We start from the raw sequence: 12,611 nt of genomic DNA, 5'->3' as shown, positions 1-12,611 counted from the left end.
ATGCACTCGTGTTCGTCAGGCAGACGGGGCATCTAAGACCAAGAGACTTCTAAGACCACCAGGAAGGCTTCAGCTCATAGATTGGGTATACGAGCTACGCCCTTCATCCCTCCCACTGGGAGAAGAAGGCTACAGGCAAGTTCCGCGGATCGCACGATGTTCGATGCGACATCCATCTCGATGTGGATTCGTTTTGCCACGGCTTCGGATATCAGCAGCTGTCCTTGTAGCGAAAGTTTCAACTGACATGCAAGACGAAATGCTCTGTTTATCGTTCTTCGCGAAACACCGCGAATCATCATCTGTTGCCGCCTTAGCCGGACCGCATAGTGAGCGTGGTGGTGCGGTAGGCCAGACTTGAACGACCCTCGTCTTCCGCTCAGCTGCGCAAGCACCTGGAAGGATGGAAGGACGCACTGGTCATCACCAAGCAGAGCGTCAATCAATCGAGCAAACTCTCTTCGCTCATCTGCCACTCGACCGCGTCCTAGTGGGAGCTCCGGATTCGATCCAATTCCAGGCAGAAGTTCGGACGCAGATTCGATAGGCTGGAGAAGAATGTCCAAGACAGAAACGCACTGATTTGCCGATAGATTGAGTAGCTCATTGAACTCTAATCGACTCGGATCATTCCTTCTAAAGAGTCTGAAGCAATTCACTCTAGTCCAGCTCTTGTAGTCAGAATAGCTTGCAGGCAAGCGTGCAGGAGGTCGGTAATCCAACTTTCGCCCCTCGCCTCTAGCCACGACTGCCTCTATAAACACCTCCAAGTTCGAGAGTTCAAGCCTCTGATTTGGATGATTTGAGCACCAAGAGATCAGTTCCTCTATGCACTGATTGATCCAGCGCTGAGTCGGGTTCGCCGAGTCAAAGCGTGTGCGCCTGTCTAGGCGATCTCCGCAGGATGGGCACTTTCTCAATGCAATGCTCTTCAACTTCCCGAGTCCACAATTGGAACAGCTGTTCTCAATCCTGGCGTCGTGCAGCGAGCAGTGAGAATAAGCATCGAAGCTCCAAATCAGCCTCTCTGTGGCGCTCTCGTCCATATCGCTAGCTCCGATGCAAATCGGACACCAAGCGGCGTGTCGACTCCAGCTCGCTGCCCTTGAGGAGACGATCTCTGAGAGTCCATACAAAGTAGCACCGACAAGTGACTGCCCAGTCAGCTTCTCTAGTGAACGCGCACGCCGTACTGACACAGGCCCGAGCCCATCGAGTCTGCGCTGATCAATGTATCTAGACGGCACCTCCGACGAGTGGGTGTCGATAAGCTGAAGCATCTTGCACCACGAAATTCCGCTGAGCTTAGCCAAGCGATTTGCGTATCCATTGAGCGACTCTGTCCAGGGAGTACCTGCATCACGAAGCTCAAGAGGTGGAAGTACCGTCCATCTTGGTGGTTCCATCCTCACAGATCGCCTTCGCTAGGCAATGAGCCCTTGATGGTCAAGAAGTCCGCTAGGCGTAGAGAACGCTTGCCATCGGCAAGTCTATTGAACGCGTCTATCTCTCCCCAGAGCAGCCTGTGATTCCTTTCGGTTCCAGACGCTGCTCGCAGATGCCCGAGCTCGATGGTATTGGAACCATTGCGACAACGCTCTTCATTCGCCCGCATCAAGTACCGCAGAGTTGGGCCAAAAATTCCTCCTCCATTGAGAGCAATGAGCTCTAGGTTTTCCTGGAGAAGGCTACCTTTTGAAAGTGGAAATCCCTTGCCGATCGCCTTGATCAGAGAGGCGTAGGATCGCAGGTCGTCATTGTCATTCAGACCGTACGGACGCATATAGAGAACGTCAGATCTATTGAACACCTCTTGGGAATCCTCATAGAGCGTGGACGCTTCATGGGTTCCTATCATGATCGCCACACAACCAATTTCTTCAACAAGCGCCATGATGCCAAGCATGTAGTTGCGTGAACTCTGACTCTTCGGAACCCTGCAGATGTTCGCAGCCTCCTCTATGACGATGTACCTCAATCCGCGAATTCTAGACATGCGCTCAAACGAAAGACGAAGGTCTCTCTCCGCTGTTCTCGCGCGCACTTCACGCCAGAACACTGAAGAGGCTCGCCGCTCTGCGGCCACGTGCGTTTGGTCAGGATCGCCACCGGTTTCCATAGCATTAGTCCAGCTAGTGTCGGGCTCAGTTATTTCCTGATGTAGGCGCAAAGCGAAGTCTTTCGGATTGAACTTGTCGCCCTGATTCAGGATTGCCCTTACGGAGATCAGCGGCAAGTGGCCTGTTGGCCAAAGTTGGGGATTTCCTCCGAGCTCAGGCAACAGCTGCCGACGCAACTCGCTCTTTCCTGACCAGGAGGGCGCTATCAACCAAACAAAGTCTCCTGGCCGAGCTCTCGAAACTGATTTCAGTAGGCTGTGCTGGGTAGTTAGAAAGCGCTGATGTGGTATGAAAGGGAAGCTCATCTCATCAGCTGGAAAATGGGGCAGGATGCTAGCGTCCATGCGAATCCCCTTCCACAATGAGATCGGGGAGCTCATCAAAGTTGACGACCAATCTCGCTTGAACCTTCGATCGACTCGCATTTGGCGGGGCTTGCGTTTCCTTTCCACTTGCTAGCCCCATATCATTGGCTCGCTGCCTGGCGTTGGCCATGCTCGTCCTCTCATAGTTCTTACGCTGCAGCTCCTCCTTCTTGCTCTCAACATCCGGCGTGATGAACTGCTCCCACATTGCCTCGAAGTGACGATCCTGCTCGGAGTAGTGACCAATCTCCGAGACCTTCGAGCACCATGCCTTGTAGCGTCTCTTCGTGGTCTGAATCCAAACGAATGAAATATCCTCAGGATCACGCCGAGCACTGAGGATCTTCTCTTCATGCGCGCGCGACGCGAGATCCGCGTTCGTGTAGCTTCTCCTCCAGTGTCTGATCCCCCTTGTTCTTTCATAAGAGCATGATTTCAATTTCACTGAAGTTTGAAATAGGAAGTCATCGTCTACAACCGTTGGTATTCCAGAGTTTGGAGCAGTCAACTGACTGTTCTCAAATCGCTCTCGCGCACCTGCGAAGCCATCCACGGGCATCTCGGGCATCAGGCTGTACAGAAGGTGGTGAATTTCGGATTCTACGGTCGAGAAATCTAGGCGCGCGGTCGATCTGCTTTTGAATTTTCCATCGACACTTCTACCGGCTTTATCTGGCTTTGTGCTCCCAATCAATTTGTGGCTGACCATGGAATTGATAAGCCCTTGAACCGTCTCACACTGTGAGTTGAAGCGACTCGCGCCTGTCGGCACTGTGAGTATGGAGATGCCATAGGTTCGACAGAGATCACCTAAGGCTGACTTCAGATCAGTGCCTCGATCGATCACGATTGCGTGTGGAAGCTTCGCGTGCTCGCGCACATAGTTCCTCAGCAAAATTAGTGGCCCTTCGCGCCGAGCGGGACCGAAGACAAAGGCATGGGCCATAACCTTAGACGACGCTTCGTCACGGCCGCAGTACAGTACCGGGCAGTGGTCTTGCTGCCCTTCGTCTTCTTGTGTAAAGACTCGGTTGTCAACCTTGGTTGCATCGATGTGCAGGACAGAGTGCACAGCAAGCGCTTGGCCTGATCTAACCCGAGCGTCGGAACGCGGCCTATTTGCTTGATAGTTTCGCTTACCGCCGACAGCAAGATCACGTTGCCCCCTTGAAACGGATCGAACTCTTCTGACGAGCGCCTTCCGGCCAGGCACAGGAACGCCAGCGCACTCGCACTGCAGGGCTAGCTCACGATACAGATCGGCTAGCGTCGCAACCTTACCCTTTAGCCAATGTGAGCCAATGACTCCGCGTACAAGTTCTGATTGCGCGTGAGTGAGACGACTGGATCGGTTCCCGCACTTTGCGTAGTTGGTGATGAGATCATCTAGAGGATTGCGACCCTCTGCGCGCGCTAGTCTCACCCGCTCCTCCAACTTCCTCATCTTGGGTGTCGCTCGCTTTCCTTCACGAGCAAGGCATTCAAGCTTCTTCAGCCTTGCAACTGCCTTTGCCACATCAACTGAACTTGCGAGCGCAACTGGGCCGCTAGCTTCGGCATACAGGTTGTTGATGTTCTTACAGCACTCGGCCGCAATCGCCTCCGCCTGCTCTTGACTTAGGCTTAAGAGAAAGTTGCGCGTATCGGTAATCGGTATGTGCCCTATGGGCCCGTGGACTAGCCTATCCGCCAAGAGTCCTGCTGCGACCCCAGCGTTGAACCAAGGGATCTCTTCCATAAGAAACGCGATGCTTTTTGGCCCCATGTAAAGCTGCTTTTCCACCGCAGCAAAGCCCTCTCGGCGCACCATTGAGAGATCTTCATCCCAGTTTTGGTAGATGAACTGCAAGTTCCTATGGTATCGGCTGATGTTGCTGGGTGAGGCCCAGATCTTGTACTCGATCCCATGGGATGCTGCCCATCGCTCATACACCAGATTGCGATATTTCCCACCGTCCAGCACCCACTCTTCGGGCTTTCTCTCCACAAGAGTGCTGAGCTTGGAGATGGGCTTACATTCCACGATTTCCACGGAGGACCGTCGAACCACAAAGAAGTCTGCATGGGCGGTGCACACATGATTGCCGCGCCTTATGCCACGACAAGTGACCTGGCAAACATATGAGATGACGTCAGGATCAATTTCTAGCTCATATGCAAATGTTTGCTCGACTGTATGGCTTTCCAGCCTGCGAACATCGCGACACTTTCTTGAATAGAAGTCGACGACCACATTGTCCAGTGCATAGGCGCCAACGCTGCGCCCTGGTTCCTGGCCAAAGAGCTCGAGTGCGAAGGACCTATCTTCTACTGATAGATCTAGCGTTCTTAGATGATCCCTCAGCTGATCTGGGGTCATTGCCATCTCCCTCATGGTGGGAGATGGCTGCACGGCCCCCTCCCGCTTTGACGAGCACTTGAAAGAAGCACGGGTCGGGAGTAGATTCAGCTACGCGGAACTAAGCGCTAGCTGCGAACAAGCCCTGGCCTGCCAGCCAGGGTTTGTTGTTTCTTCTCCCCAGAGATCTTTCTTACTTAGCTCATTGCACGGGCTCCTTGATAGGTGCCTGCCGAAGGGACAAACGTCCACGGCGACCTGGAAAGTTCACCGCTTCGATGCCTAAGCGCCCCTGCACTGCAGCTCGTCTACCTGCATCTAGGCTACGGAATCCAAGTAGCTGCCTGGCATCCCCCACGCGAACACAGATCCCAGACTCATCAACGATCCTGTCTGCCAGTTCCTCTTCTGAGGACGCTTCAAGTGCCGCTCTTTGCAGGGAAAGTGCGTTCATTCCTCCAACATACGCAAACCAATGCTCGTTGCAAGCTCGTTGAGTCCCTCTGCATTTCGCAAGCCATAAATGGTTATACCTCCTTTAAAATCAATCCATTACAATCCTTGAAGCCTTAGTACGTCGAGCGTTCTCCGGACGAGTCGAATGCTAGATTGGAGCCCATTGCGCGAGTGGAACTAACAGTGGCTTTTCATTTGTGGGTCCATGCCACATTGATTAGCGACTTCTTGCATTGCGCGTTGCGTCCATCCGAGATCCGTGCTGCCTCACTAGGTTCAGCCACGTCTTCACAACCTTGCATCGGAATCCAGGTAGGTGGCAGACGCCAGCAGACTGCACGGTCTGGAGAGCGGATATTCATTCGCGTACCCATAGTTGGTTCAGCTATGAAAGAAGTCTCCAACTATGCAATCATTTCCTTCGATATCAATTAGCTACGCTACGAGCGCCCCGACTATGGGGCCAAAGTGCTAATAGTCGGTGAATGTAGAGCCTCGGCTGCACCCAACTATGAGGCCAAAACGCGCTCTAACTATGGGCACGTGGCTAGGCATCCATCGCGTCACTGCTGTTTCCGCCCGACGTCCGCTGCAGGGCGCTCGTGCTGCTGCTCGTCATCGTGCCGCTGCAGGCAGCCAGCGCGGCCGGGCGCGTTGTGGTCCGGACAGACGATGTCACGCGCTTCTTCAGCGTGTTGGATGCCAGCGGGGGATTGCCAAGTGCCGAAGACCTGCGACGCGGCTATCTGGGCGTCGGCACCGATGCATTGCGCAGCTTCACCGACAGCCGTATCGGTTCGATGGAGCGTCTTGCAGGCGCGATCCAGGACAAGCCTGCGCTGTTTGCGAAGGCACGCACGTGTGAGGCGGCGTTGCCGGGAGTGCGCGCGCGGGTAGCCGAGGCACTCGGCCGGTTGGGCACTCTGCTTCCCTCCGCTCGCTTTCCTCCAGTCACCGTGCTGGTCGGCCGCGGCAACAGCGGCGGCGTCACCACCGAAGCAGGTGTGGTGATCGGCCTGGAAGCGCTGTGCAACGCCGACTGGATGCAGCCCGATGTGGGCGACCGCTTCGTGCACCTGATCGCCCATGAGTACGTGCACGTGCAACAGCCCGGCGCACGCTCGGAGGTCGAGCAGCCCACGCTGCTCTATCAGACGTTGCTTGAAGGCGGCGCAGAGTACGTAGGCGAGCTGATCTCCGGGCAAACGGCCAACGCGCATCTGCATCGCTGGGCGCAGGGCCGCGAATGCGCGCTGGAGCGCGCCTTCGTGCAGGACAGCAGGGGCACCGATCTATCGCAGTGGCTGTACAACGGTCCTGGCGATGACGCTCGGCGCGGGGATCTCGGCTACTGGATCGGCTACCGCATCGCCCGCGACTATGTCTCCCGCGCGCCCGACAGGTCGAAGGCGATTGCGGAGCTGCTGGATGTACGGCCCGCGACGGCCAATGCGCTGCTTGAGGCAAGTGGATGGCGGCCTGCGTGCACGGCCGCAACAAGCACGGACACCCAGCGCCCGTGAGTTCGGCTTCATACTGATGAATTGGCGATCTTGAATAGGCGCAAGGCGCTCGGCCGACGCAGACCAGCTCGCCTGATCCCGCTTGTTAATGTTGGGTCACAGGCGGACTTCACAGCCCTTCCACGTAGTCAAATTCCAGCTGAAAGCGCTTGGTAGCGCCGGGAACAAACGCCGCTATATTCCAGCTTCCCCAGACGAAGGAGGGAGTGCAATGAACCTGAACCCGCAACACATGAAGACGGCCCGCGCGCTTGCTGTAGCGCTCATCGCCACCGTGAGCCTTGGCGCTTGCGCCTCTTACAAGAACGAGTTTGCAACGATCAACTCGCGCCTCGACCAGCTCGACGTCAAGGTGCAGGGCGCCGCACAGAGCGCTGAATCCGCCAACCAGTCCGCACAGCAGGCCAACCAGCGCCTGGACCAGATCGAAGGCCGCGTGCAGCAGCTTGAAAGGGCACCTGCCGGCCGCAAGCCGCGCGGGTAACCGCTCCCTCACCGTTTGAATTGATCCACATCTGCACCGGGAACCAGTGGCCTTCGCCGGCCACTGGCGTCCTTCCACCACAGATCTGCATTGCAAGGAGCCGTCCCATTCGTACTTCCTCCTCCCCTGCACGCCGCGCCCTGCACGCCACTCTGGCCATGGCGCTGGCGGTTGCGTGCAGTGGCGTAGCCAACGCAAAGGACGCGAAGGACGACGTACCGGCCCAACGCGTCGCCGCCATCGATGAACTGCCGCCCGACCAGAACGTGTCTGAAACCGTGATCGAACTGGCCGGCTGGGTCGTTGCCAGCAAGGACAACCAGGGCTATCCGTTTGCGGTCATGGACAAGGCGGCGGCGCAGGTGCTGATCTTCAGCGGCGAGGGCAAACTGCGTGGCGCCGCGCCGGCACTGTTCGGTTCGGCCATTGGCGACCACTCCGCACCCGGCGTCGCAAAGCTCGCACTGAGCGCGATTCCCGGCCACGACCGCACCACGCCTGCCGGCCGCTTCATTGGCGGCTACGGCCCCTCCGACGATGCCGGGCGCGTGCTGTGGGTGGACTATGATTCCGCCGTTTCGCTGCACCCGCTGCCGCCGGGCAGCCCGAAAGAAAAGCGCGCCGAGCGGTTGGCATCGCCCACGCCGGACGACAACCGCGTCACCCACGGCTGCATCAACGTCTCGCCGACGTTCTACGAGCAGATCGTGCAGTCCACGTTCGAAAAGGGCGGTGTGTTCTACATCCTGCCGGACAAGGATTCGATCGCGAAGACGTTCCCGGAGTTCGCGCAGAGCCGTGGCGATGCGAAGGACGCCGACGAGAAGGGCGCGCGGCGCGCGAGCAAGTAGCGCGCGCTCGCTGTACCGGTCCACCAGGCCGTCCGCCCGGCCTCGCCTCAGCAGCGTGAGCCTGGCCTGCACCGCCATCCCCTCCACCGCCGGCGGGTGAAAGGCGAAGCCTGCAATCGCTCGTCGCCATCGAATTCCTGTCGAACCGCCGCTCACCTGCATCGCTGCCAGAGTGCCGCTTGGTGTGCCGTCCGCTGCATGCCTCCCACGGCAGCCAGCGGATCTGTTTCCTGGACACGCAAGTGACGGCGCCGTGCTGCGGCAGGTAGGTACTTGCGGCCGGCTCATTTGTTCGATTATTCTAGAAATATGGAAACATCGAACGCAATCAGCGCGCTGACCGCTCTGGGCCACGCGACCCGACTCGCCGCCTTCCGCCTGCTGGTGGAGGCTGGCCCCGCCGGACGCATGGCTGGCGATATCGGCACCGCCCTGCAGGTGCCGCCGGCCACGCTCAGCTTCCATCTGAAGGAGCTGGTGCAGGCCGGCCTGGTAGAGAGCGAAAGCCAGGGACGCCATGTCTGCTATCGCGCCAACTTCAATGCGATGAACGGCTTGATCGAGTACCTGACGCACAACTGCTGCGCGGGCTCGCCGACAGGGCAATGCACGCCCGGCGCCCCCGCGTGCGGGTGCTGAACCCACGCAACGCCCTCCCTCAAGGCAATTGCTCCATGACCCGCAATGTCCTGTTCCTCTGCACCGGCAACAGCGCCCGCAGCGTGCTTGCCGAAGCCACCCTGCGCGCCTGGGGCGGCGATCGCTTCACCGCGTTCAGCGCCGGCAGCCAGCCTGCCGGCCAGGTCAATCCATTCGCGCTGGCCCAGCTGCAGGGCGAAGGAATGCCCATTGACGGGCTGCGCAGCAAATCATGGGACGAATTCGTGGATGCAGCCCCGATGGACCTGGTGATCACCGTGTGTGACGCGGCCGCTGCCGAAGCCTGCCCGGTGGTGTTCGGTGACTTCATCCGCAGCCACTGGGGCCTGCCCGATCCGGCTGCTGTGACGGGCAGCGACGCCGACAAGGCCGCAGCCTTTGCGCTGGCCCACGCCATCGTGAAAACGCGCCTGCGTGCGCTGCTCGCACTGCCCGAATCGGTGTGGTCCGAACGCGAAGCGCTGCAGGACGCGCTGGATCGGATCGGCCAACTGCTGCCGACCGACGGCGCGCAGTAACGGTGCCACTGCCATGAGCCTGTTCGAGCGACACCTGACCCTGTGGGTTGTGCTGTGCATTGCGATGGGCACGCTGCTGGGCCACGTCCTGCCCGATGCTTTCACGGTGCTGGCGTCCGCCGAAGTCGCCAAGGTCAACCTGCCGGTTGCCGCGCTGATCTGGCTGATGATCATCCCGATGCTGCTGAAGGTCGACTTCCGCGCGATGCGCCAGTTGCAGCAGCACTGGAAGGGCATCGGGGTAACACTGTTCATCAACTGGGCGGTCAAGCCGTTCTCGATGGCGCTGCTGGGTTGGCTGTTCCTGCGCCATGCCTTCGCGGACTGGCTGCCCGCAGCACAGATCGACAGCTACATCGCCGGGCTGATTCTGCTGGCGGCCGCGCCCTGCACCGCCATGGTGTTCGTGTGGAGCAACCTGTGCGGCGGTGATGCCAACTTCACCCTGAGCCAGGTGGCGTTGAACGACGCGATCATGGTGGTCGCATACGCACCGGTGGTTGCACTGTTGCTGGGCCTGTCGGCGATCACTGTGCCGTGGGACACGCTGCTGTTGTCGGTGGGCCTCTACATCGTGGCGCCGGTGCTGATGGCTGCGCTGCTGCGGCACTGGATCCTTTCGCGCCGCGGCGAGGCGGGCCTTCAGGGTGCGCTTCGAAGGTTGGGGCCGCTGTCCCTGTCCGCGCTGCTGCTGACGCTGGTGGTGCTGTTCGGGTTCCAGGGCCAGCAGATCGTGAAGCAACCGCTGGTGATCGCACTGATTGCAGTGCCGATCCTGATCCAGGTCTACTTCACTTCAGGCCTGGCCTACCTGCTCAACCGCCGCTTGGGCGTGGCGCACTGCGTGGCCGGCCCGTCAGCGCTGATCGGGGCCAGCAACTTCTTCGAGCTGGCGGTTGCCACGGCAGTAGGACTGTTCGGCGTGCATTCGGGGGCGGCGCTGGCGACGGTGGTTGGCGTACTGATCGAGGTGCCGGTCATGCTGTCCGTGGTCCGGATCGTGAACCGTACTCAAGCCTGGTATGAGAAGCGCAGCCCGCAGTGATGGAACGGACGCGCTGGGCCAGGCCGCGCGGAGATACTGGCGTCGCGTCAGCCCCGTATCTGGCTGGGCGTAACGTCCATCCGCCTGCGCAGCAGCCTGCGCAATGCCGCCGCGTCGCCCAGTCCAACCTGGGCGGCGACCTCGTCCACCGGCAACGTGCCTTGCGCCAGCAGGACTCGCGCGCGGTTGAGCCGTATTGACTGGATCAATGCCTGCGGCCCGTGGCCGAGCAGGCGCGTGACCTGCCGGTTGAGCGTGCGGATCGACGTGTTGGCGTAGCTGGCCAGATCCGCAACGGTGATCGTTCCAGGCATTGACCGCTCGATATGTGAGGAAAGCCGAGCGATCAGCTCGCTTTGCGGTGCCATCAGCGCCGGCGTCGCGTAGCGTGACTGAAGATGCCGGCGGTCCACCAGCAGCGCCTGTCCCACCGCAGACGCCAGCGCATCGCCGAAGCGCTGCCGCAGCACGTGCAGCATCAGATCCAGATGCGCGAATGCGGCGCCGGCGGTCATCAACGCGCCCGACTCGATCACCATGCGGTCGGCTTCAACCGACGCCGCCGGTGCAACGCGGCGCAACGCTGGCGACAGCCACCATGTGGTGGTAACGCTGCGACCGGAAAGCAGTCCTGCCGCATTCAGCAGGAACACCGAGGAGCAGGAGGCAGCAATGCGCCCGCCGGACTGCACATGGCGGCGCAGCGCGGCCGCCAGCACTGGCACGTCATCCTGCGCCAGGCGCGCCGCCAACTGATCCGCGTCGTCCACATCCAGCCCTGGCAGGATCCAGCATTCGCGTCGGGTGGCCCGGTCCGGCAGCTGCGCCACGTCGACCTGCAATCCGCCCGCCAGACGCAGGGCACCGGCGTCAACGCCACAGACCCGCCATCGGGGAGGCATCACCCCGGCTCGCGGTGCAAGCTTCGCTGCGGTAGCGAGCACATCGAGGGTGAGCGCAACGCTGGAGCCGAAAGCGCCCGCAGGAACGACGAGTGTGAAATCGTGCATTGGCCGATTGTGCGTCAAAGATGGCGGATCGGCCACTTCAGTCGGTACTCGCGGGGGCGTCCAATGACGCTTCCTTTCCCCCACGGAGCACCACTGATGCCGACTCTCCAGATCAAGACGCCTGCCGGCGCATTCACCACGTCGCAATGCCGCGCGATGCTGTCCGCTGTCGAGCAGGCGGCCGTCGCGTGCAGCGGACTGGGACCGCTGCCCCACCAGCGCCGGCTCTGCTGGGTGCTCCATGAGCCGGTCGCTCACTGGCGCTGTGGCGACGAGGACACCTTCGAGACGTTTGTCCCGGTGCTGGTACAGGTGCTGGCACCCGCAGGCGTGCTTGATGCTGAGCGACGCACGCGCTACGCACGGGCGGTGCACGATGCGATCGTCGGTGCACTGGCGCATCCGGAGTCGCGCCGCCTTGCCGTATCGATCACCGTCAGCGACGTCGCCGATGGGACCTGGGGCGCAAACGGCGAGCTGTGGAACCTGGCCAGGTTCGCGGCCGTGGCTGGTTACGCGCACATGCAGGCGTAATCGTCGCAGGCCGCTGCCGACGCTCGATCACGCTCAGCTTGCGCCCTGTCGCCATCGGCTTGGTGCGGCGATGGTGGGCAACGTCGTCAACTTCGACCCGTGTCGCATATTCCTCAAGCCGCTGTGGCCGTTGCGGCGCCTGCGTCTGCGACGGCTTAACCGCATGCAAGAATGCCGAAAGCGTCTTTGTTTCAGCGTGGAATGCAACAGTTCTGATTGGCACTGCGCCGCGACACGCGTACAGATGGCGGGCCACCGGAAAATCGGTGGCCGGGCCTCGAAAACCCGTTAGATCACGAACGTTGTTTGCGCTTGCCAGCCGGCGTCACCCCGCGTGGCGCCGGCTGGCATTCCGTCTGTCGGCTATGGCGGGCGGAGCGTGGAGGCCTTGCGCCTGCCGGTCTTGTTCGTGATCTCCCGGTTTTCGAGCCACGTCTCCGCCCGCCACCTTTGTGTGGCGGCTACCGTCCGTCCTGCACGGAGCACTGCCATGACCACACCGGACTTCCCGCGCCTGCATCCGCATCGCTCATCCGCCACTGGCGGTGAGCCGTCAGACCACGCGGCTGCGGCCGATCCGAACGCCTTCATCGCCACGCTTCACCGCATCGGCAAAGGCGCGGCCGCCGACGGCCAGCCTTGGCCAGAGCGTCACCAGATGCCGGGCCGTTGCATGGCGCTGGCCGATGCGGACTGTGCACTGGCCG

The 12,611-nt window shown here is 60.3% G+C and carries 11 protein-coding genes and 1 pseudogene; 8 read left to right on the top strand and 4 right to left on the bottom strand.

All coding sequences use genetic code 11. The annotated features are described in order from the left end of the window. Nucleotides 1-74 precede the first annotated feature (74 nt). The 3 genes from AC5P9I_RS11340 to AC5P9I_RS11330 are packed head-to-tail and all read right to left on the bottom strand — an operon-like array spanning nucleotide 75 to nucleotide 4,844. Nucleotides 75-1,406: a TniQ family protein gene (locus tag AC5P9I_RS11340; RefSeq protein ID WP_080052957.1), complete on the bottom strand. Its 1,332-nt coding sequence runs from the start codon at nucleotides 1,404-1,406 to the stop codon at nucleotides 75-77. Between the two features lie 2 nt (nucleotides 1,407-1,408). After that, nucleotides 1,409-2,464 (bottom strand): hypothetical protein, encoded by a 1,056-nt coding sequence (locus AC5P9I_RS11335; protein WP_158229108.1) that lies wholly within the window; start codon nucleotides 2,462-2,464, stop codon nucleotides 1,409-1,411. Next, nucleotides 2,454-4,844, bottom strand: coding sequence for a hypothetical protein (locus AC5P9I_RS11330; protein WP_130768356.1), 2,391 nt, complete (start codon nucleotides 4,842-4,844; stop codon nucleotides 2,454-2,456). The genes AC5P9I_RS11335 and AC5P9I_RS11330 overlap by 11 nt, the downstream gene beginning before the upstream one ends. Nucleotides 4,845-5,884: 1,040 nt before the next feature. Here AC5P9I_RS11330 and AC5P9I_RS11325 point away from each other — a divergent pair. From AC5P9I_RS11325 to arsB, 6 genes are all read left to right on the top strand, one after another. Further along, nucleotides 5,885-6,802, top strand: coding sequence for a DUF2268 domain-containing putative Zn-dependent protease (locus AC5P9I_RS11325; protein ID WP_187756950.1), 918 nt, complete (start codon nucleotides 5,885-5,887; stop codon nucleotides 6,800-6,802). Nucleotides 6,803-7,013: 211 nt separating this feature from the next. Next, nucleotides 7,014-7,286: a hypothetical protein gene (locus tag AC5P9I_RS11320; protein ID WP_010487149.1), complete on the top strand. Its 273-nt coding sequence runs from the start codon at nucleotides 7,014-7,016 to the stop codon at nucleotides 7,284-7,286. Nucleotides 7,287-7,444: 158 nt separating this feature from the next. Next, complete coding sequence (locus tag AC5P9I_RS11315) at nucleotides 7,445-8,137, top strand: hypothetical protein (protein ID WP_049465980.1); 693 nt, start codon at nucleotides 7,445-7,447, stop codon at nucleotides 8,135-8,137. Nucleotides 8,138-8,446: 309 nt separating this feature from the next. Then, the gene (locus AC5P9I_RS11310; protein WP_049465978.1) at nucleotides 8,447-8,776 is read left to right on the top strand and encodes an ArsR/SmtB family transcription factor; all 330 of its coding nucleotides are present in this window, start codon (nucleotides 8,447-8,449) and stop codon (nucleotides 8,774-8,776) included. Nucleotides 8,777-8,811: 35 nt separating this feature from the next. Continuing rightward, nucleotides 8,812-9,315 (top strand): arsenate reductase ArsC, encoded by a 504-nt coding sequence (locus AC5P9I_RS11305; protein ID WP_049465976.1) that lies wholly within the window; start codon nucleotides 8,812-8,814, stop codon nucleotides 9,313-9,315. Between the two features lie 13 nt (nucleotides 9,316-9,328). Further along, on the top strand, nucleotides 9,329-10,360 hold the full coding sequence (gene arsB, locus AC5P9I_RS11300; RefSeq protein WP_049465974.1) for an ACR3 family arsenite efflux transporter: 1,032 nt from the start codon (nucleotides 9,329-9,331) through the stop codon (nucleotides 10,358-10,360). A gap of 47 nt (nucleotides 10,361-10,407) precedes the next feature. Here arsB and AC5P9I_RS11295 read toward each other — a convergent pair whose 3' ends face one another. Continuing rightward, on the bottom strand, nucleotides 10,408-11,370 hold the full coding sequence (locus AC5P9I_RS11295; protein ID WP_049465972.1) for a GlxA family transcriptional regulator: 963 nt from the start codon (nucleotides 11,368-11,370) through the stop codon (nucleotides 10,408-10,410). Nucleotides 11,371-11,466: 96 nt separating this feature from the next. Here AC5P9I_RS11295 and AC5P9I_RS11290 point away from each other — a divergent pair, with 96 nt between their 5' ends. Both AC5P9I_RS11290 and AC5P9I_RS11285 read left to right on the top strand, forming a co-directional pair. Beyond that, the gene (locus AC5P9I_RS11290; RefSeq protein WP_049465971.1) at nucleotides 11,467-11,904 is read left to right on the top strand and encodes a tautomerase family protein; all 438 of its coding nucleotides are present in this window, start codon (nucleotides 11,467-11,469) and stop codon (nucleotides 11,902-11,904) included. 490 nt (nucleotides 11,905-12,394) lie between these two features. Next, nucleotides 12,395-12,611: pseudogene (locus AC5P9I_RS11285) on the top strand (hypothetical protein); the annotation flags it as partial.

This window comes from Stenotrophomonas sp. YJH_SMC_29 (assembly GCF_059371235.1).
The sequence above is the reverse complement of the archived record's forward strand: the minus strand, read 5'-3'. Positions and strand labels throughout refer to the sequence as shown.

What these genes read in the sequence shown, in the direction of transcription:
- AC5P9I_RS11340 (WP_080052957.1), bottom strand. Translation starts at nt 1,406, where the DNA reads ATGGAACCACCAAGATGGACGGTACTTCCACCTCTTGAGCTTCGTGAT.
- AC5P9I_RS11335 (WP_158229108.1), bottom strand. Translation starts at nt 2,464, where the DNA reads ATGGACGCTAGCATCCTGCCCCATTTTCCAGCTGATGAGATGAGCTTC.
- AC5P9I_RS11330 (WP_130768356.1), bottom strand. Translation starts at nt 4,844, where the DNA reads ATGACCCCAGATCAGCTGAGGGATCATCTAAGAACGCTAGATCTATCA.
- AC5P9I_RS11320 (WP_010487149.1), top strand. Translation starts at nt 7,014, where the DNA reads ATGAACCTGAACCCGCAACACATGAAGACGGCCCGCGCGCTTGCTGTA.
- AC5P9I_RS11315 (WP_049465980.1), top strand. Translation starts at nt 7,445, where the DNA reads ATGGCGCTGGCGGTTGCGTGCAGTGGCGTAGCCAACGCAAAGGACGCG.
- AC5P9I_RS11310 (WP_049465978.1), top strand. Translation starts at nt 8,447, where the DNA reads ATGGAAACATCGAACGCAATCAGCGCGCTGACCGCTCTGGGCCACGCG.
- AC5P9I_RS11305 (WP_049465976.1), top strand. Translation starts at nt 8,812, where the DNA reads ATGACCCGCAATGTCCTGTTCCTCTGCACCGGCAACAGCGCCCGCAGC.
- arsB (WP_049465974.1), top strand. Translation starts at nt 9,329, where the DNA reads ATGAGCCTGTTCGAGCGACACCTGACCCTGTGGGTTGTGCTGTGCATT.
- AC5P9I_RS11295 (WP_049465972.1), bottom strand. Translation starts at nt 11,370, where the DNA reads ATGCACGATTTCACACTCGTCGTTCCTGCGGGCGCTTTCGGCTCCAGC.
- AC5P9I_RS11290 (WP_049465971.1), top strand. Translation starts at nt 11,467, where the DNA reads ATGCCGACTCTCCAGATCAAGACGCCTGCCGGCGCATTCACCACGTCG.